Raw genomic sequence first — 18,219 nt, forward strand, 5'->3', positions numbered from 1 at the left:
TAGATCAGAGATCACATAGCGATTGATGCTTAACCCATAGGTCAGCGCATCGTTTTCTAATCGGCGGTAATTTTGTTTTATGCTGAGATATCAGCGTCTTGCCAGGTCATCATGCGGTCATGTTCGCACTCGCGGCGGCAAACTCTGGCCGCGCAACATCACACGCTGTGTCATGTTTTGAAACGCGAATTGAATTTATCTAGCGTCGAACAGGCGTAGCTGCCGCTCGTCCGTGCCGCGGGTTTCGGCGGCCAATTGCTCGATCCGGTCGAAGGGCACTTGTTCGGCGCCGATCAGCGAACGCTGGGCCTTGATCGGCCGGACGAGACCTTCCTGAACAAGGTGGAATTCACCGACGGTTTGGCCCGGCAGCGCCAAGGCTGGGTCGAGGCCCGATTCCGACTGGAAGGCGGCCTTGAGCTTGCGAAGGGCGGTGTCTTCGCGAACGCGGCCGATGAACCAGCTCGTGATCTGGTCGCGGCTCTTATAATCGAGGTCGCCCGGCGACTGAGTGGCGAGCATCAAACCAAGACCGGCGGAACGGGCACGTTTCAGCAAGCTTTGCAGAGGCTCTGCGGTCGCAGGCTTTGCGTTGGCGGGAATGTAAAGGTCGGCTTCGTCGAACATGACGACGGCCTGCAGTTCGTCGTTCGGGTTGCGCTGACAGAAGCGCAGCGCTTCCGACAGGAACTGCGAGACCCAGAACAGGATGTTTTCGTTGTCGCCCAGGAAGCCCGTGTAAATGACGGACAGGCGTGTGCGGTTCGGGCGTTGATAACGGCCGAGGCCAAGCAGGCTTTCCATGCGCAGGCTTTCGCCGCCGCCTTCGAAGAGCGCGGCGTTGCGCAGGCGCAGCGAGTCCAACTGAGCGACAAGATCGCGGCGCAGCTTGCCCGACGGATCCATGCGCTGGGTCTGGTCGGTTAACTCCGGATGCTCGTCTTCGAGCAGATGGATCAGGTCGGCGAGCGTCACTTCGTTGGTCGACAGCGAGCCTAAGATGCGCAGCGCCACGGCGAGCACGCCGGACTGCTTCTGGTGGGTCGCGGAATTCTTCAGATGCAGCATTTCGCCGAGAGCGGCGGCCGACAGGTTTGCCAGCAACTGCTGCTCGTGATCGGGCAACTCGTTGATACCGTTCGGAAGCAATGTAATCGAGATCGGCCGGCCGGATGCGCGACCCGGAGTGTAAACGGCGACGTCAATCGCGTCGGCGAGTTTCTCGCGCTCCGAGCGACGGTCCGGCGTTTCGTTTTCGCTCGAACGCCAGACTTCGGGGTTGGCGTAGCTCGCAAGGTCGCCTTTGCGGTCGATCAGGACCGCGGGAATGCCGCGAAGCAAAAGCTGCTCGATGATTGAGAGCGCCAGGGTCGTCTTACCGGAACCGGAGCCACCAAGGAACGCCGCGTGGCGCTTTAGAACGCTCTTGTTGAGTGTCACGGGACGCGGCCCGCGCATGCCGTTTTCGCGGCCCGCGAGAATGCTCGCGCCGTAGCTGCCGTCTTCGTCGAGGATGACAGACATCGGAAGGTCGTCATCGTTGGCGGGAAGACCAGAGTCGTTGCCGTTCGGGTTCGCGCCGCGCGCCTGTTCGTTGGACAGCATGTCGAAGCCGTCGAGCGACGACTGCGGGTCGTCCATCTCTTTGGCGACGAGGCGGGGCACCGGGCGGCCGAGCAGATCGAGACGCAAAAGGTGCGTGATCGAGATCAGGCTGGACAATGGCTTTGCGCCTTCCAGCCATTGCGTCATGCTCGCATCGCCGCGATGATGCGCGGTGAACTCTCGTACCGTCATCATGCGTTCCCACTCGGGGATCGGCACGAGAAGCTGACGGCCGCCATTTTCGCGGAATTTCCGGAGCGCCTGGGCCGTCTGGTTTTTCGAGTTCGGGGGGAAGTCGCTCGCGCGGAGCATGAAGCAGGGCTTGCCCTGCATCGATGTCAGCACTTTGTCGAGCTGGCGCTTCAAGGCGCCGCCCTGAGTCTTCCCGTTGCAGATGAAAATGCGCACGTCGTTGGCAAATCCGGTGCGGTGACGCACGGTGAGATCTAGCGCAGGCAGCTCGTCGCCGAGTTCCAGCCTCTTAGTCGTGATCTCGATCGCCCTATTCCATTCTTCGCGTGCGAGCTGCAGAGCGCCGGACAATATATCGACGAGTTCACCCTCATCGGCGGGCATTTCGGCTTCGCTCTCGTTGGCGAAGCGTTCCCACATTTCGCGGAATTGGACGGCCGACAATGAGCCCGGCGGGTCGGGTTCGTCGTTGAAGCCGATTGCCTGGCCAAGCGCTTGCGCAAGTGTCGAGATGAAGGACGGACGCTCGGGTTCCGGCTCGCGGTCATCGCCTTCGGTCGAGGTCGCTTCGCGCAGGCGCGATTGGGCGTGCTCCAACAGGCGCCGCGTCGACAGGCCGCCGAACTCTTCGAAGAACTGCGGGCCGAAGAATTGCGAGGCATCCGGGAAGCTCAAGCCGTCGCCGTTGACCTCGGAATGATAGGCAAGACGCTTCGATATTATGAGGCGCGCTTCTTCCGGCGTCCGGCTTTCGCGCAGCAGGATGGGACCGGATTTCTCGATGCGGTCGATGTAGGACTGCGCGACCAGGCTGCGCACCTGGCCGTAGAAATCTTCAAGGCACGAAATGATGATGATGGCGTTCGTCAGCCGATTGGCGATCTGGATGAGATCGCGCACGGCGCGCTGAAAACGATCTTCGGCGTTATCGAAGAAGCGCAGGTCTTCGACCTGATCGATGCAGAAGACGAGCGCGGCGCGATCGACCGTCCAGACGAGTGCGCCGAGCGCCTTGATGATCTCGAAAGCGCGATCTTCGCCGTCGTTCGGGTCGAGCGCGCTGACGGCTTCGTGCGCAATCGCCGTCAGATTACGGCCGTTGAGATATTGGCGCACGCGCTGGTCGATGCGCGGATCGCGGCGCTGCAGATAGAGAAGCGCGCGCACGATGTTGATGTCGAGTTCCTGGGTCTGGAACTTTTCGCAGGCGACGATCTGGTCGGCGAGACGCAGAATGAGCTGTGCGAGTTGCTTGTCGTCGAGCGTGTCGTCGCGGAGCTTGTCGAGGTCTTCGGAAGAGATCACCTCGGAATCGAGCACCATCCGGTTCGTCAGCCGCGATAGGGCGGATTCGCCGAAGCGATCCGGATCGTAGGGCTTTTCCAGCGAGTGCACGAGGCGGCGCAGATAGAAATCGGCGTAGTTCTGCACGTCGGGCGTCATCTGTGCGTAGCCGAAATAGCTTTGGCCCGTACGATGCGAGTCCGTTCTGAGCGCGCGCAGAAGATGGGTTTTTCCGGCGCCCGACTGGCCGTGAAACAGCAGGATGCGATCCTGCATGTGATAGCCGCGGCCCGAGGTGACGGCCGTCAGCAGATCGTTGAATTTCTGGCGCGCCTTGGCGTGAATTTCCGGCACGTCGACCGGGTCAGCGCGCCAAAGATCGTCTTCCCAGGTGATCGAATGCTCGAACGCCTCGCTCAGCTTGTCAGGCGCGAGCGAGGGGGCGAACGTCGACTGTTTGAGGGAAGCGCCTTCAACACCCATTGATCTAATCGAAATGCCTTCAATCTTGAACGCGCACAAAGTGCCAGACGGTGTTCTTGTAGAGGATCTTGGAATCCTCGAGCGATTTGAGATCGCGACCGTCTTTGAGATCAGCGGTCGCTAGTTCAAGCCGGCCAGAGCGATGGGCTTCCGCGAGCATTCCTTTGAACGCAATCTCGGATAAACCCCAGTCGGGTCGTGCGTTGCGAATCGCCTTCCATACCAAAGAGATAAACGCCTTCCGGTTGCCTGGCCAGCCCTCCGCGACAGGACGTGCCGCATCAACAACAGCCTGACAAAATTCCTGCATGTCGGGTGGCGAGACAACTCGCGGTGCAGGCGGCGGCTGGGTTTCGTCGAGCGGCAAACGATCGTTGGCGGGGAGCGGAGGTGGCGTGCGCACGGGAGGACGTTTCGGCGGTTCGGCACGCTGTTGCGGCGGACGCGACGTCTCGGCGCGGGCATTTTCCTCCTTCTGCGCGAGAAGGGTGCGAAGCAGCGCAAGTTCGAGCGCCGCAAGGCTGCCTTCGCGGGCGCTGACAATTTCACATGCAAGCTGGATGACGAGCTTGCCGTCGGTCGAGATTTCGCGTGGCGAGCGGAAAAGCTGACCGGCGAGCAGGCGTCCGGCTTTGGCGGGCAGGCCCGCGCTCTTGCCGAAGCCGGTCTTGATCTTGTTTCCGAAGGCGCGTTCGAGCGCGATGATAGCCAGCTCGGAGCGGAGATCGGCGGGCGAGAGAACGCGGCCCGTCGTCTTGCCGAAGTGCCGTTGCACGATGAGTGCGGCGAGGCCCTCGGGCCGGGCCAAGCCCTTACGGATCGATGGCGTGTCGCTGGCTGCGAGCGCAGCGAGGACGAGCGACGTCTTGGCGTCGCTCCAGGTCGCAGGGAAGGTGCGGGATGCGGCGAAGCTCGCCTCTGCAACCTGGCGTCCCTTGTCGGTGGCGGTCAGCCGGCCGCCCTTCGCCTCTGAGACGAGCTGAGCGCCGGCGAGCGTGCTGAGCGCCAGTTCGGCGGAGCGGCGGAATTCCAGGCCGGAAATCTTCGATGCCAGCAATGGCGCAACGTCTCGTTGCAGATCGGCGCGCGTTGCACTGCCGACCGCGATGCGCAGTAGCAAGAGATCTCGGACCGTGAGGAGCGGCGATGGCTCGTCGTCGGTCTTCAGCTCGGAATGTTCGATGGCTGCAGTCATCGAAAGGTCTCTCCTGGCGCGAATCAAATGCGCTGTCGCGACAACTTTGATGATTGGTCCAGCACTTCCAAGAGCCGGTCGACAAAGACCCACAGTGAGGGAAGGTCGGCGCAAATACTCACAAGCGCTTGCTGCGCCAGCCTTTCGCCGTGCGGCGGTCAAAATCGCGACACCTTGTTGGCGCGATCATTGAGGCGGGGCGGGACAGAGTTTCGTTGAGGGTTCCGGTGTCATGATTGGCTCTCAGGCGTCGCGGCGGCGCGCCAAATGCTGCGAGTCGCATTTCGTTAGCGTTAACGCCCGGTTAACGGATTTCCGGCAATGCTGACGTCAGCCGCACGTTTCGTGCCGGGAGTTGCCAGAATGTATCGCGTTGCGCTCACCGCCGGGCTCGTAACCGCACTCGCCGGTTGTAGCCTCGGCTCGTCTTCTATCTCGTCAGGATTTACGGAACCCGAAACGACGTCTTCGGTGTCGCCGTCGTCGTATCTGTCGGCGCCCAAGAGCGTTGGACTTGGCGGCGAGCCTTCGACGTCGCGCGGCACGCAGGTCGCGATGCTGGATAAGGCGCCGGCTGGAACCTACGAACGGGCGGAGCCGGGCGTTCTTTCCAATCGCGACTATTCGCACACCGCGCTCAGCGCCGAGATGGCGCGCGACGTCATCAATGCCTATCGCAAGAAGTACGGGCTGAAGCCGTTAAAACTCAATGCGGAACTCACCGAGGCGGCGAAGGCGCATTCGCGCGATCTCGCGAAGTGGGATCGCATTTCGCATTACGGGTCTGACGGCTCCAATCCGTGGGACCGCGTGAAGCGCACGGGCTATAAAGCGCGCTTGACGGCGGAGAACGTCGGCACGGGCCAGATCAACTTCAACGAAGTGATGAAGGGTTGGGAAGAAAGCCCCGGCCACAACAAGAACCTGCTGACGCCGGATGCGACCAGCATGGGTATTGCGCTGGTGCAGGATCCGCATACCGAGTTCAAGTCGTTCTGGACCCTCGTTATCGCCGCGCCGATGTAGGAGTTTTATTTTGGCGTCGGCGACACGCGTTCCGCGCGCCGGCCGCCGACGCGGAAATTAGGTTACATCTCGTCGAGACGTTCGCGTTCGCGCGTGCGGACAAGCTCGGCGACGCCGGTCCAGGCCCATGCGCGTCCCACATCGCCTTTCTGGCCGTGATACAGCGCGAAGAATTCGGCTATCCCCGCCGCATACAATCCGTGTTTGCCTTCGAGGACCTCGGCCATTGCGCCTAGGTCCTGGGGCGGCGGCGTGAAATCCATTTCTTTGTTCAAGGTCGCCCGGGCAGGCCAAGTCATCGCAAATTCCTATTCAAGTCGTAGTTGGAAAACTGACGACTCGGGAAAAGCAAGTTTGGAGCCATGTTGCGTGCGGATGCTTTCCGTACGTCCTAAAGGTAGGTTAAACTGAACAGCTTTTGATTGATTTCGGGCGCATAGACCGGAAAGCTAGGGCGAAAGTCGTATGAATAACGTTTCCGAGGCATCGGCGCTGATCGCTGTTGCGATCGCTGTTTTCGTTACCGCTTCGCCCGTAATGGCCCGCGAGTGTCCTGTTTTGCGCGGGTGTGCCGGAATGGAACTCGCGCAAGACGTTGCGCCGGACGATGGCGCACCCGATGCCAATTCGGCGCAACCACCGTCGCAAGCTTCGCCTGACGACGGTTCTTCGGGAGACGATAGCGCCCAGTCGCCGGATGACGATGGAGGGAATGGCGACGACGGCGACAATTCCGATCAGGCATCTCCGCCGGATTCGGCTCAGCCTCCCGGATGCCCCTTTGACGACAGGCCGCTGGAGCTACTGGTCTAGACTGCGCGAGTGCTATTGCGGTTAATCGGCCGTCGCAGCAGCACTCGGCGCATCGCCGCTCGCTGCGGGAGCGCTCGGCGTTGGATCAACCGGCCCCTTCAACGCCGCAGGTTCAGCATTCGCAGCGGCAGCGGCCTTTTCGGCGGCTTTCTTCTTGGCGGCTGCAAGCTTGCGCTTCGACTTGTGCTTGTGTCCGGCGGTATGGCTGCGTTGGGGGTGACAGCCCCATGCCGCGACCGAATCGCGGACGGATTGCACCGTCTTATAGTTCGGGTCCATCGGGTAGTTGTCGATGGTCGAGGTATTGAAGAGCTGCTTCCAGTCGTAGTTCTGGAAACCGTATTCGAGCATGGCCGCGGCGCGGATGGCGCGTTCGTTGCCGGAGGACTCGCCAAGAAGGACGGCCATCAGCCGGTGATCGTCGCGGGTCGCGGCGGCAACGACGTTGTAGCCGGAATCGCAGGTGAAGCCGGTTTTCAGCCCGTCGGCGCCGGGGAATGTTTTGAGCAACGCGTTATGGCTGCCGAGGCGGCGCTTGCCGATGTGCATGGCAGGCATTGCCCAGTAGCTGGCGTACTGAGGGTACTCGCTGGTTACGGCGCGCGCGATCTTGGCGATATCCCGGGCGCTGGTTAGCTGTCCGGGATCAGGCAAGCCATTGGTGTTGACGTAGCTCGTGTGCGTCATGCCGAGGCGTTTCGCCGTCGCGTTCATGCGGTCGATGAATTTCGCTTCGCTGCCTGAGATTGCTTCCGCCAGCATCACCGTTACGTCATTGGCAGACTTGATGATCACGGCCTGCAATGCCTGCTTGACGGTCAGCGTCTGGCCGACTTGCAGGCCGACCTTGCTCGGCGGTTGAAGCGTTGCGGGCAATGAGCAGGGAATTTTGTCGTCGAGATGAATCTCTCCGTTCTTGACCGCTTCGAACGCGACGTAGGCCGTCATCAGTTTTGTGAGAGACGCGGGATGCCAGATGTCGTCGATATCTTCGGCGTACAGAATCTTTCCCGTCGAAGGCTCGAACAGCAGAGCGGGGCCGGCTGCGGCGGGTGAAGCCGCCAGCCACATCAGCACTGCTGCTACGATGGCCGTCGTCAGTGAGCGCATACGGTCCTCAATATTTCTTAGGCTGGGCTAACATATTCGCACGAACGGGCCAACCGACGGCCCGGACGGCGCGAAGCTTATGACAAGTTGTGTTGCTTATGCGGCGCTACTTTAGGGAAAGCTTGCTCTGTGATCGAGATTCAGCAATTCACGGCCCCCAAGTTTAATATGCCCTTTTGTGGGATACCAGCACGGCATCGGCGCGTTCCCCACCTCGTGGGACATACCCTGGCTTTTTTCGTTGGCTGTGAGGCGTGATGACACGCTTGGTCTCAATTTGAATTTGTCGGGCTAAATCTGCGAGATCGCGGTGCATTGCAATGGCATGCGCTGAAAAATGCGGGGGTGATGTTCGGCACATGGCAATTTCCAATTCTGGACAACAGTCTGCGACCGACACCGGCGCGCGCGAGCGGATCGCGATTTTTTCGGCTCTGGCGCTGGTGTTATTGCTCGCATCTCTCGATCAGACCATCGTTTCGACAGCGCTGCCGACGATCGTGCGTGAGATCGGCGGGCTGTCGCATCTGTCGTGGATCGTCACGGCCTATCTGCTGGCGACGACAATCGTCGTGCCGCTCTACGGCAAGCTCGGCGACCTGTTCGGACGGCGGATCGTGCTGCAGGTCGCGATCCTGATCTTTCTCGTAGGTTCGGCGTTGTGCGGTGTGGCGCAGAATCTGCCGGAGCTGATCGCATTCCGCATTCTGCAGGGCCTCGGCGGCGGCGGATTGATCGTGACGGCGATGGCGGTCATCGGCGACGTCGTGCCGCCGCGCGAGCGCGGGCGCTATCAAGGATTTTTCGGCGGTGTGTTCGGGCTGTCGACTGTGCTCGGTCCGCTGATCGGCGGGTTCATCGTCGGCAATGCGTCGTGGCGCTGGATCTTTCTGATCAACTTGCCGTTCGGCGTCCTGGCACTCGCCGTAATCAATAGGACCTTCCGCCCGCATCGGAAACCGTCGCAAATCCAGATCGATTATCCCGGCGCCATACTGCTGGCCTTGACGTTGACGTCGATCGTTATCGTCACGAGCCTCGGGGCGACACTGGCATCGGAAGCACCGGTCAGTCTCGTGGCGTTTTCGCTTCTCGGTGTCGTGTCGCTGGCGTCATTCATTTACATTGAGATGCGGGTTGCGGACCCGCTGTTGCCGCTGACGCTGTTTGCCAACCGCGCTTTCGTTGTCGCCGCGGCGATCGGGTTTATTGTCGGGCTGGCGCTGTTCGGTTCGATCACGCTGCTGCCGCTCTACCTGCAGATCGTCAAAGGGCTCGATCCGACGAGCGCGGGCCTGCATCTGACGCCGATGATGCTTGGCGTGTTCGTCAGCTCGATCACGAGCGGGCAGATCATCAGTCGGATCGGCCGCTACAAGATGTTTCCGATCATGGGAACGGGCATGATGACGGTGGCGCTGGTGCTGCTATCGTCCATTACGGTCGATACCTCGGCGTCGACGGCGTCGGTCTACATGGTTCTGCTCGGCTTGGGGCTCGGCATGGTCATGCAGATCCTGGTGATGGCGGTGCAGAATGCGGTCGCCTACGAGCAGCTTGGCGTCGCGACGTCGGGCACGACGTTGTTCCGGTCGATTGGCGGCTCGGTCGGTGCGGCGCTGTTTGGAGCGATCTTCGGCTTTGCATTGAACCGAGAAATTGCAGCCCACGCTCCGCAGCTCGCCGATACGATGAGCGATCCGACTGCAATCGGCGCGCTCTCCGCCGAATTGAAGGCGACGTACAACGAATTGTTCGTCGCGGCGTTGCATCCGGTTTTCCGGACGGCCGCCGCAACGGCGTTCGTTGCGTTTCTGCTGTCGTTCCTGATCAAGGAGGTGCCGCTAAGGGCGACCCTGGCAGTGGAGCCGCAGAACGATCCGCTGCAAATGCCGCGCGATGCGACGTCGCTTGAAGAGCTGGCGCGGATCGTCGAGCGTATTACGGCGAAAGAAAACCGCTGGCGCTACTACGAGCAGGCAGCGAAGCGGTTCGATGTCGCGCTGCAGCCGGATGAATTCTGGCTTCTGGCGCGGCTTGGCGAAATCGGCGGCGGGGCCGACAAGGCGGAACTTCGCCAGCGGCTCGGGCCGAAGGAAACGCGGCAGCCGCGGGTATTTCACCGTCTCGAAGAGGCCGGCATGGCCCGCGAGGCGCCGGGCGGCTTTGTGGAGTTGACGGAGAAAGGTCAGCAGCTGTATGCGCGCCTGCTGCGTCAGCGGCAGGATAATTTGGAGAAGATGCTCGCGGACTGGGATAGCAACGAGCGTCCGGAAGTGCGCGCTTTGATGAAAGAGCTGGCGACGTCATTCGCCAGCTCTCCGCCTGTGAAGCCGGGCGTTATGCCTTCGGCTTAGAGAGTGCGCTGAGTTCGGCAAATTCAGCATCGCTCAGTTTGATGTTGGCGCCGATCATGTTTTCCTCAAGGTGCTTGACCTTCGAGGTGCCGGGGATCGGAAGCATGACAGGGCTGCGCTTCAAGAGCCACGCGAGTGCGATCTGGCTCGGACCGGCGTCGTGATTTTTGGCGATTGCTTCGAGGCGTGAGCCGGGCTTAGCGAGATCACCGGCTGCAAGCGGAAACCAAGGGATGAAGCCGATGCCATGCTTTTCGCAAAAGTCCAGCACGTCTTCGCTGGCGCGGTCGGCGAGGTTATAGCGGTTCTGCACCGTCGCGACTTTGAAGAATTTCTGCGCCGCTTCGATCTCTTTCACGCCGACCTCACTCAAGCCGACATGCCAGATCAGACCTTCAGCCTGCATCTCTTTGATCGCATCGAATTGTTCGGCCTGCGGCACCTTCGGGTCGATGCGGTGCAGTTGCCAGAGGTCGAGGCGTTCGACGCCCAACCGGCGAAGGCTGAGAACGGCCTGCTGGCGAAGGTATTCGGGGCGGCCAAGCGGGACCCAGACGTTGGGGCCTGTGCGGGCGAGGCCGGCCTTGGTCGCAATCTTGATGCCCTTGTAGGGATAGAGCGCTTCGCGGATCAGGCGCTCGCTGACTTCGGGGCCGTAGCTGTCGGCGGTGTCGATGAAATCGATATCGAGTTCAGGAAGCTTGCGAAGCGTGCGCAGGCATTCGTCCTTGTCGGAGGGTTCACCCCAAATGCCGTTGCCGGTGATGCGCATTGCGCCGAAGCCTAGGCGGTTGACCGGCATGTCGCCGCCGATCTTGAAGACTCCGGAGTGGTTTTTGACGATTGTGCTCGATGACATTGCTGCCTGCCTTTCGTTTCTAAGTGAGCGGTTCAGGTCGGAGGGTCGCGCCCGGTTCGGGACGCATGAGGATTGGTTGGCAACGGCATTCGACACAACGCATGAACAAAGCGTCGCGATAACCGGTCGAATTCTATCGAGCCAATGATCGCGGCGCTTGTTTACCTCAACGCGAGTCCCTCGGTGTCGGCAGCACCTCCGAGCACGCGGTCTGAACGCGGATGTCGTTGCCGATGAAGCGGCAAACTTCTTCCTTGCGCGATGGATTGTTTCGAATGGCGCTGGCCGAGGCTTTGAAACCGTATTCGCGGGCCACCTTAGCAAGGTAGCCGTCGCGGCAATAGGGTGTCGAGATCGGTTGGCCGTTCACGATCTGATAGTCTTCCCGACATTCGATAGCGCTAGCGCTTGTCGCGGCTGCGATCATGAATGAGCCTGTGAGGAAGACGAACTGTGCGGCATTGGACTTCAACATGGAAGTTTCTCCAATCGGCGCACGTGCATGCGGGCACGCAGCGGGTTTCCGGGGCGGAACGCTGGGCCGCCGGTCACGTTCCGCCCGACATATGGGGAGCCGTTAGGGAAGGCTCAATACGGTCCGCGGGAAGCAATATTCGCAATTACGTTATTGAGTGCGCCGATGCGCCGCTGGTAGGCGGCGTCGAGGCAACCAACGTCTTTGCCGCAAGCGTCTCGCGACGCGAGCCAGTTGCGCTGGGCATCCTGGATGTCGCCACGCTGGCCCATGGCGACGAGCGATGTCGCGACCGAAAACAGCGTCGCCATGCGGGCTTCGCTTTGGCCGAGCGGATATGAGCTGCAGATCGTTTTTTCTGAGGGGGAGCTGGCTTTGTGACAGTTGAGAGGGGCGTAATCACCAGCCCAAGCCGCGCCTGAGGCACTTGCGAGCGCTATCGCCGTCACCATCGGAAGTATGGCGCGTCTCGGCATCATTCTTTGCTCCGTTGGGAATTGCTAGAACATCGACGAGAGCGACTGCTGCAAGGAATTGAAGCCCTTGCTGATCGTCGTTTCGACGTCCTCATATTTGGCAGGACGGCGCCGCGCTGTCTTGGTTTTTTTCGTCTTTACCGATGTTGCCTTGCGAGGCTCGGGCTGCGGCGTCATCTCGGACGGTTGTGGATCGACGGATTGCGCGGCCGGAAGCGGGCTGTCGCCTTCGAAATGGAGTGTGGAAGCCGGAGCGGACGTATCATCGGTCGGCGATACATCGTTGCTGGCGGTCACTTCCGGCGCGGCGGCGCGAGGCGTGCTGGATGATGCTGGCTTATCTTCCGATGCAGCCATGGCCGTTGGCGTCAGCATTCCAGCCGGCGCCAAGGCGCGGCCGAGCAGAGAGGGTGCGGGCGTGGTGTGACGATCTTCCGCGGCGCCATTAGCTGCACGCATCTTTGAACCTTGCAGCACGGCGTTGGCCTCAGCAGCAGATGCCTGCAACGCCGAACCCAGAGCACCAGTTTCGATTGTGCGTTCGGGACGGCAGATCGCAGCCGCGTTGGAGTCGATCAAAGCGGCGAGCGCTGCGTCCGGTGCGCCGACCGGCAGTTCGGCGTTCACGGTTTTGAGGAAGCCGCGCATAGCGTCTTTCGACGCATCGCTCCAGACGCCACTGATCGGGCCGTCATAGCATTCGGCACGGGCCAGGGCCTTCTGGAGTTTGCGAATGAGGGCGGCGCGATCGACCGCGGGGGCGGGAAGGCCGACCGGGCGCGGCACCGACATCGCGGCTTCGCGGATAAGGTTCGGCGATTGTGACAGCTGGGCGCGGACGAGAGGGCGGTCGGCGACGGCATCAGCGTCGGCCGGGGCCGAGACGCTATCAGGCGCGGTTGCGAGATAGAGGGCAAAGCCCACCCCCACCGTCATGGCGAGGAGGAAAAAGCCGCCGAGAGCCGTAAACAGGCTGGCCAGTATGGTCCGAACGCTACCCACTCTTACGATACTCTGCTTACAAAACAGACGCTGACATATCGACGTGTCCGGCCCGACTATGACGATGAGGGTCATCCAGCGGGCGCGGTAGATAGTAAAAGCCGCAATCGAGCTGGACGCGCGCAATTGCGGTGACCGGAATGGATTTTTTCTAGGGCTTGGGACGGCGGCCGCATAGTGCCGGAGCGCACTTTGTTGCGCAAAATGCTGGCGTTCAGCACGCCTACTGGGATAGCGCTGCAAGCTTGCAACAGGGGGCTTGACGGCAGGGCGGAGTTGGAGGGCCTAATCGTGTCCGAATTTGACGTTCTTCTGTGGCCGATGCATATCGTCCGCTTGTCATTTTAAATTGCATATATCATGTATTTGCGCGTTGCCGCGGGCGGCCCCGAACACGGAAGGGCCGCCCAGCAAAATTTGGATCGGAAGGGGAACGCAGTTTGGCAGATCGAAAGACAAGTCCGCGGATCGTCGTGACCGGTTTGGGCGTCGTCTCGCCTCTTGGAGCGACCGTCGAGACGACGTGGCAGCGCCTCGTCGCCGGCCAATCGGGAATCCGGCGGCTCGACGATGCCATCGTTCCCGATGTCGATTGCAAGGTTGCGGGCGTCGTTCCTGACATCAGCGAAGATCCCAACGGTTTCGACGTCGCGAAGGCCGTGCCGGTGAAAGACCGGAGAAAGATGGATCGCTTCATTCAATTCGCCGTTGAAGCCTCGCGCCAAGCGTTGGCGCAGGCAGGGTGGGCACCGGACAATGAAACATCGCGCGAGCGGACGGCGACGGTAATCGGCTCAGGCATCGGCGGGTTTCTCACCATCACCGATGCGGTTCATACGGTCGATCAACGGGGCGCAAAAAAGCTCTCGCCGTTCACGGTCCCGGCGTTTCTCGTCAACCTCGCGGCTGGCAACGTTTCGATCATGTTCGGTTTGAAGGGGCCGCTCGGTGCGCCTGTCACGGCATGCGCTGCGGGCGTACAGGCGATCGGCGACGGCATGCGCATGATCCGCAGCGGCGAAGCCGATATCGCGCTGTGCGGTGGCGCGGAAGCATGCATCAATCGTGTGGCGCTGGGTGCGTTTGCAGCGGCGCGGGCGTTATCGACCGGCTTCAACGATACGCCGGAGAAAGCCTCGCGGCCGTTCGATGCGGCGCGCGACGGTTTCGTCATGGGCGAAGGTGCCGGCATGCTCGTGATCGAGACAGACGAGCATGCGCTGGCGCGCGGGGCCAAGCCGCTTGCCGAACTGGTGGGTTATGGGACAAGCGCCGATGCCTATCATTTGACATCCGGGCCGCCGGATGGAAACGGCGCACTGCGCGCCATGCGGGCGGCGCTGGCGATGGCGGGTATCGCGCCGGGCGACGTCGGGTATCTCAATGCGCATGCGACGTCGACGCAGGTGGGAGACGGCGGGGAGCTCGCAGCTATGCGTGCGCTTTTCGGAAATGGTCTCGGCGCTGCGATTTCATCAACGAAGTCAGCGACGGGGCACTTACTCGGGGCAGCGGGCGGACTTGAAGCGGTCTTCTCGGTGCTGGCCCTACGTGACGGCGTCTTGCCGCCGACGCTCAACCTCGCCGATCCCGATCCGGAAGCGCAAGGCCTTGACCTGATTGGACCGGAGGCGCGCAAGAGCGAGGTTGAATACGTGCTCTCGAACGGCTTCGGGTTCGGCGGCGTCAACGCTTCGGTGATCTTCCGCCGCTGGGCGACGTGACGTTATCCGGCGTTTCAACGGCCGGCGATCTGGTCGGCCATGGCCGCGATCGTGCGGTCGTAGACGTCGGCTTTGTTCCACTCGGCGATGACGCCATAGTTCGGCGATCCGGGCTGCCAGCCTGCGCCGCGCTGCCAGCCGTGCCCGGCAAGGAAGTTGGCGGTCGAGGCCAGAACGTCCGGTACGCTGTGGATCAGATCCTTGCGGCCGTCGCCGTCGAAATCGACGGCGTAGCGGATGTAGGGCGTCGGCAGGAATTGCGTCTGGCCGATTTCGCCCGCCCACCCGCCGCGCAATTGCGATGGTGTCAGGTCGCCTTCTTCAACGATCCGCAGGGCGTCGAGCAACTGGCCGGTGAAGAATTCTGTGCGGCGGCAATCATAGGCAAGCGTTGCGAGCGAACGGATGATCGAATAGCGGGCGCCAAGGTTGGCGCCGTAGTTCGTTTCCAGTCCCCAGATCGCAACGATAACGGGCGCTGGCACGCCGAACCGTTTTTCGATGCGATCGAAGAGGGCGCGATGGCGCTGCATCAGCGCGCGGCCGTGCCGGATCATCGCGTTGCTGACGCGGCGGGCGTAGAATTGTTTGAAGCTCAGCTTGAATGAGTGCTGTGAGCGGTCCAGGTGGATTACGGTCGGATCGTACGTCACGCCCGATAACGCCGACACCACCGTGCTGGATTTGATGCCTTGCGCTGCGGCTTGCTGGCGGAATTTTTGTAGCCACGCGTTGAAACCGCTGGGGCCGTTGCCGCACTGGGCGAGCGCCTGTCCCGCGGTTCCAGACAGCACGAGGCAGGCGAGGGCCGCGGCCCGGAGTTTGGACAGCGGCGATGCGACGGGGGCGGATGACATGCGGTTCTTCCGGAATTGTCGAGTGCAAATAAGATCTTATTGAGAATGTCGGCCGTCGGCCATCTCCCTTACTGTCATAGATTGCGCGCATCGCCAAATGCTTATCTCGGCGCACTGACGTTGGGCGGACAATGCCGACGGGTTGTTCCGCAAGGAACAGCCGGGGGCGGGACATCATGCGAACCATCGCGCTTTATCGCGATTGCGGATGACGTGTAATGACGGCAGATTTTTTTTCGCTCGTAGACCTTGGCGCTCTAATGCTTGGACTGGTCGTCGTCGGCGCGATCATCTTCGCCGTTTCAACCAGTTCTGACGACCCTTCGGGTTTATCCGGATTTTTGCGCCATAAGCCCATCAAAACGGATGCGGCGCGGCGGAAGCGCAAATAACGCCATTGGCGAAGTGGACACTACTTGGACTAATGCATCGAAATGATCGCGAAGGGGCGCCCGCTTGCCGCCTCCTTCGCCTTGCTTCGTCGAAATCTCAGAGTTTGCAGAGTGTCGCCTGTGCATGGCAGGTCCACCCAAAGCCGCCCTGCGAGCAATGGTATTTGCGCGGGCTGAACGTGTAACCCGGTGTTCCCGCGCCCGTCATCCAAACTGCCCAAACGCCCCAGTCTGTGGCTTGAAGAAGAGCTTCGTCAGCCTGGAACTTGGCTGTGTCTTCGGTGAGCGCCTCGCCCATCGAATATTTTTTAAAGCATGAGTGCGAATGAGCGCTGGCCGGAGCGGCGGAGAACGTCGCAGCGGCGAGAGCGGCAAATGTCAAAACAGTGATCTTGCGCATCGGCTTCACTCCTCAATGTGAATAGCAAGCGGAGAGGGTGCCACAGCGCAAGAAACGGTGTTCATGACAAATAATGAACGTTGGTCGATTTCGGTGGAATCGCGGCTCATTTGCATCACATGCGGTCATTTGGATTTTTTCGCGGCGGATATTTAGCTGCGCGGCGGCGAAGCGTTCTCGATCCAGGCGCTCATGCCGGGCTCGATGCCTTCGGCCGGTTTGATTGGGTCGATCCGTACCAGGAAGCTGTTCAGGTCGTGATCGTTGACGGCCCGAGCCGCGCGCCACACGGCGAATTCACCGAGAGGTAGGAGCTTCCCGCGAGCACGTCACCCTTGTGGATCTGCTGGCCGGGCTTCACGAGGATCGAGTCCAGCCGGGCAATGCCTTCGGGAGCGATCCTGATTTCGGTTTCGCGCACGATGCCGATGGGCGTTGCGATCTCGGCCGGTGGCTCGCGGTGGAGATAATAGGTGCCGCCCGCTGCGCACAGCGTGACCAATCCGAGCAGGAGAATGCGGGTTTTCATCATCGTTGCCCGTTCGTAAGCCGAGCCGAGCGGCGGCCCGGAAGCCAACCGGACAGGGCCGTCAGTGCCGTGTAAACGGCGACGAGAATCCAGAGCTGTAGCCAGTCATGGGACAGTTCATGCAGTGTCGCACCCATCCGGTTGACGCGTACTAGACGTCGATGGCCGATGTGCTCGGGAAGATGAAGCTGAAGGATTTGAGCGCCGCAGGGATCACCTCGCGCGGCCACGCGACGCCGACCATGAAGAATAGCGGCAGCCTCGCCCTGCACGAGGACCGGTTGCGGCTGAGCCAAATACCGGAACGAGAGACCAACGATCGCTGCGATATTGATGCTCACGATAATCGCGGGGCGCGTGCGACCGAGGGAGGCGGGGCCGAGCTCGGCTTGCTATCGGACGCCGCAGGCTTGCTCGGGGCGGGCGATGGATCGGCGTCCGTCATCCAACGGCTATTGCGAAACGGGGATTGGGACACTTTATCTCGCTTCGCACTCGTGAAGGATGGGTGTCATAGGTCTTTAACGCTCGCGGCCCATTGGGGGGTATTCCAATGCGCGACCATGCGTAGCTTACAATTAAAGAGGCTCGGCACGATGTTTCGGAAAACCACGATTTTTTGCGCGGTGCTTGTCGCATGCATCTCGATGCCGATTGCGCTCTCGGCAGAGGAGGCATCCTGCCCCAAGCCGACGACAGATCCGCTCGTCAAATTATTGTCGCCGCCACCCTGTGATAGCTGCGCACAGACGAAAGTGGAACTCGAAGAACTGCAGACATTGCAGCAAAATCGAACAGAGGCGCAGGCAGACCATGCACACGCCGATTATAAAATTTCGCTCGCGCGTTTTATCGAGGGCGCTGATATCAAGTTCGATGGTGCGGCACTTGAGGCTTGCCATCCGATCTTTGATCGGCTGATGGAGCGGACGAAATCCGCGGCTGAGCATGCCAAGAATTCATTCTGCCGGACGCGGCCGTTCAATCTTCCAAACAACGATCTGAAGCCGTTGGAGTCCAGCAACAAGTATAGCCCATCCTATCCATCGGGGCACACGACGGCCGGTACGGCGCTCGGCGCAGTCCTCGCATATATGGTGCCGGAAAAGCGTGCCGTCTTTCTGGCGCGGGCTGCGGATTACGGTCACAGCCGGATGATTGCGGGCGTGCATTATCGCAGCGACATCGAAGCTGGAAAGCTGCTCGGCATGGCCGTGGCGGAAGAAGAGTTCTCCGACGATGCGCAGTTCCGGACCATGTTACCCGAAGCGACGAAATGCGTTCGCGGCGCGCTGGGCCTTGCATCCGAGGTGCCCGCCGCTGCTCCGGCGCAAGCGTCTGTCGAAACGCCCGCTGCGAAACCGTAAATCACGCGCGCTTATCGTCTCGCTGATTTTGTATCGTCTCTATGCCGCCTGCTGTCTCAGCGGGCGGCATTTT

The 18,219-nt window shown here is 61.1% G+C and carries 18 protein-coding genes; 6 read left to right on the forward strand and 12 right to left on the reverse strand.

Going from position 1 to position 18,219, the window contains the following annotated elements; genetic code table 11:
* Window positions 1–195: 195 nt before the first annotated feature.
* Together RLW41_RS11435 and RLW41_RS11440 are read right to left on the reverse strand one after the other, a co-directional pair.
* On the reverse strand, window positions 196–3,564 hold the full coding sequence (locus RLW41_RS11435) for an ATP-binding protein (protein ID WP_414461498.1): 3,369 nt from the start codon (window positions 3,562–3,564) through the stop codon (window positions 196–198).
* Between the two features lie 19 nt (window positions 3,565–3,583).
* Window positions 3,584–4,759 (reverse strand): hypothetical protein, encoded by a 1,176-nt coding sequence (locus RLW41_RS11440; RefSeq protein ID WP_414461499.1) that lies wholly within the window; start codon window positions 4,757–4,759, stop codon window positions 3,584–3,586.
* A gap of 321 nt (window positions 4,760–5,080) precedes the next feature.
* Here RLW41_RS11440 and RLW41_RS11445 point away from each other — a divergent pair, with 321 nt between their 5' ends.
* Window positions 5,081–5,785 (forward strand): CAP domain-containing protein, encoded by a 705-nt coding sequence (locus RLW41_RS11445; RefSeq protein WP_409561861.1) that lies wholly within the window; start codon window positions 5,081–5,083, stop codon window positions 5,783–5,785.
* Between the two features lie 62 nt (window positions 5,786–5,847).
* Here RLW41_RS11445 and RLW41_RS11450 read toward each other — a convergent pair whose 3' ends face one another.
* On the reverse strand, window positions 5,848–6,084 hold the full coding sequence (locus RLW41_RS11450) for a hypothetical protein (RefSeq protein WP_409561862.1): 237 nt from the start codon (window positions 6,082–6,084) through the stop codon (window positions 5,848–5,850).
* Between the two features lie 166 nt (window positions 6,085–6,250).
* Between RLW41_RS11450 and RLW41_RS11455 the strand changes: the two genes are divergently transcribed.
* The gene (locus RLW41_RS11455; protein WP_414461500.1) at window positions 6,251–6,598 is read left to right on the forward strand and encodes a hypothetical protein; all 348 of its coding nucleotides are present in this window, start codon (window positions 6,251–6,253) and stop codon (window positions 6,596–6,598) included.
* A gap of 21 nt (window positions 6,599–6,619) precedes the next feature.
* Here the strand turns inward: RLW41_RS11455 and RLW41_RS11460 are convergent, their stop codons facing one another.
* Complete coding sequence (locus RLW41_RS11460; protein WP_414461501.1) at window positions 6,620–7,708, reverse strand: D-alanyl-D-alanine carboxypeptidase family protein; 1,089 nt, start codon at window positions 7,706–7,708, stop codon at window positions 6,620–6,622.
* Between the two features lie 359 nt (window positions 7,709–8,067).
* On the opposite strand from RLW41_RS11460, the gene RLW41_RS11465 reads away from it, so the two are divergent.
* Window positions 8,068–10,065, forward strand: a complete 1,998-nt coding sequence (locus RLW41_RS11465; protein ID WP_414461502.1) for an MFS transporter — start codon at window positions 8,068–8,070, stop codon at window positions 10,063–10,065.
* Here the strand turns inward: RLW41_RS11465 and RLW41_RS11470 are convergent.
* From RLW41_RS11470 to RLW41_RS11485, 4 genes are all read right to left on the reverse strand, one after another.
* Complete coding sequence (locus tag RLW41_RS11470) at window positions 10,049–10,924, reverse strand: aldo/keto reductase (protein WP_414461503.1); 876 nt, start codon at window positions 10,922–10,924, stop codon at window positions 10,049–10,051. The genes RLW41_RS11465 and RLW41_RS11470 overlap by 17 nt on opposite strands.
* A gap of 166 nt (window positions 10,925–11,090) precedes the next feature.
* Window positions 11,091–11,399, reverse strand: coding sequence for a hypothetical protein (locus RLW41_RS11475; protein WP_414461504.1), 309 nt, complete (start codon window positions 11,397–11,399; stop codon window positions 11,091–11,093).
* Between the two features lie 113 nt (window positions 11,400–11,512).
* Window positions 11,513–11,878, reverse strand: a complete 366-nt coding sequence (locus tag RLW41_RS11480; protein ID WP_414461505.1) for a lysozyme inhibitor LprI family protein — start codon at window positions 11,876–11,878, stop codon at window positions 11,513–11,515.
* A 21-nt stretch (window positions 11,879–11,899) separates the two neighbouring features.
* Window positions 11,900–12,877 (reverse strand): hypothetical protein, encoded by a 978-nt coding sequence (locus RLW41_RS11485; protein WP_414461506.1) that lies wholly within the window; start codon window positions 12,875–12,877, stop codon window positions 11,900–11,902.
* Between the two features lie 440 nt (window positions 12,878–13,317).
* Here RLW41_RS11485 and fabF point away from each other — a divergent pair, with 440 nt between their 5' ends.
* Entirely contained in the window at window positions 13,318–14,601 is a 1,284-nt protein-coding gene (gene fabF / locus RLW41_RS11490; protein ID WP_414461507.1) for a beta-ketoacyl-ACP synthase II, read from the forward strand.
* 14 nt (window positions 14,602–14,615) lie between these two features.
* Here fabF and RLW41_RS11495 read toward each other — a convergent pair whose 3' ends face one another.
* Window positions 14,616–15,458, reverse strand: coding sequence for a lytic transglycosylase domain-containing protein (locus RLW41_RS11495; protein WP_409561870.1), 843 nt, complete (start codon window positions 15,456–15,458; stop codon window positions 14,616–14,618).
* A 218-nt stretch (window positions 15,459–15,676) separates the two neighbouring features.
* Between RLW41_RS11495 and RLW41_RS11500 the strand changes: the two genes are divergently transcribed.
* Entirely contained in the window at window positions 15,677–15,850 is a 174-nt protein-coding gene (locus RLW41_RS11500; RefSeq protein ID WP_414461508.1) for a hypothetical protein, read from the forward strand.
* A 97-nt stretch (window positions 15,851–15,947) separates the two neighbouring features.
* Here RLW41_RS11500 and RLW41_RS11505 read toward each other — a convergent pair whose 3' ends face one another.
* The 3 genes from RLW41_RS11505 to RLW41_RS11515 form a co-directional block, all read right to left on the reverse strand.
* The gene (locus RLW41_RS11505) at window positions 15,948–16,250 is read right to left on the reverse strand and encodes a hypothetical protein (RefSeq protein ID WP_409561872.1); all 303 of its coding nucleotides are present in this window, start codon (window positions 16,248–16,250) and stop codon (window positions 15,948–15,950) included.
* A 250-nt stretch (window positions 16,251–16,500) separates the two neighbouring features.
* A complete protein-coding gene (locus RLW41_RS11510; RefSeq protein WP_414461509.1) occupies window positions 16,501–16,782 on the reverse strand; it encodes a hypothetical protein in 282 nt (93 codons plus the stop codon).
* Complete coding sequence (locus tag RLW41_RS11515; protein WP_414461510.1) at window positions 16,779–17,120, reverse strand: hypothetical protein; 342 nt, start codon at window positions 17,118–17,120, stop codon at window positions 16,779–16,781. Before RLW41_RS11515 ends, RLW41_RS11510 begins: the two co-directional genes overlap by 4 nt.
* Before the next feature lie 255 nt (window positions 17,121–17,375).
* Here RLW41_RS11515 and RLW41_RS11520 point away from each other — a divergent pair, with 255 nt between their 5' ends.
* Window positions 17,376–18,146 (forward strand): phosphatase PAP2 family protein, encoded by a 771-nt coding sequence (locus tag RLW41_RS11520; protein ID WP_414461511.1) that lies wholly within the window; start codon window positions 17,376–17,378, stop codon window positions 18,144–18,146.
* Window positions 18,147–18,219 lie beyond the last annotated feature (73 nt).

Origin of the sequence: Hyphomicrobium sp. DY-1 (genome assembly GCF_047497105.1) — a bacterium.
Classification (GTDB): Bacteria; Pseudomonadota; Alphaproteobacteria; order Rhizobiales; family Hyphomicrobiaceae; genus Hyphomicrobium_B.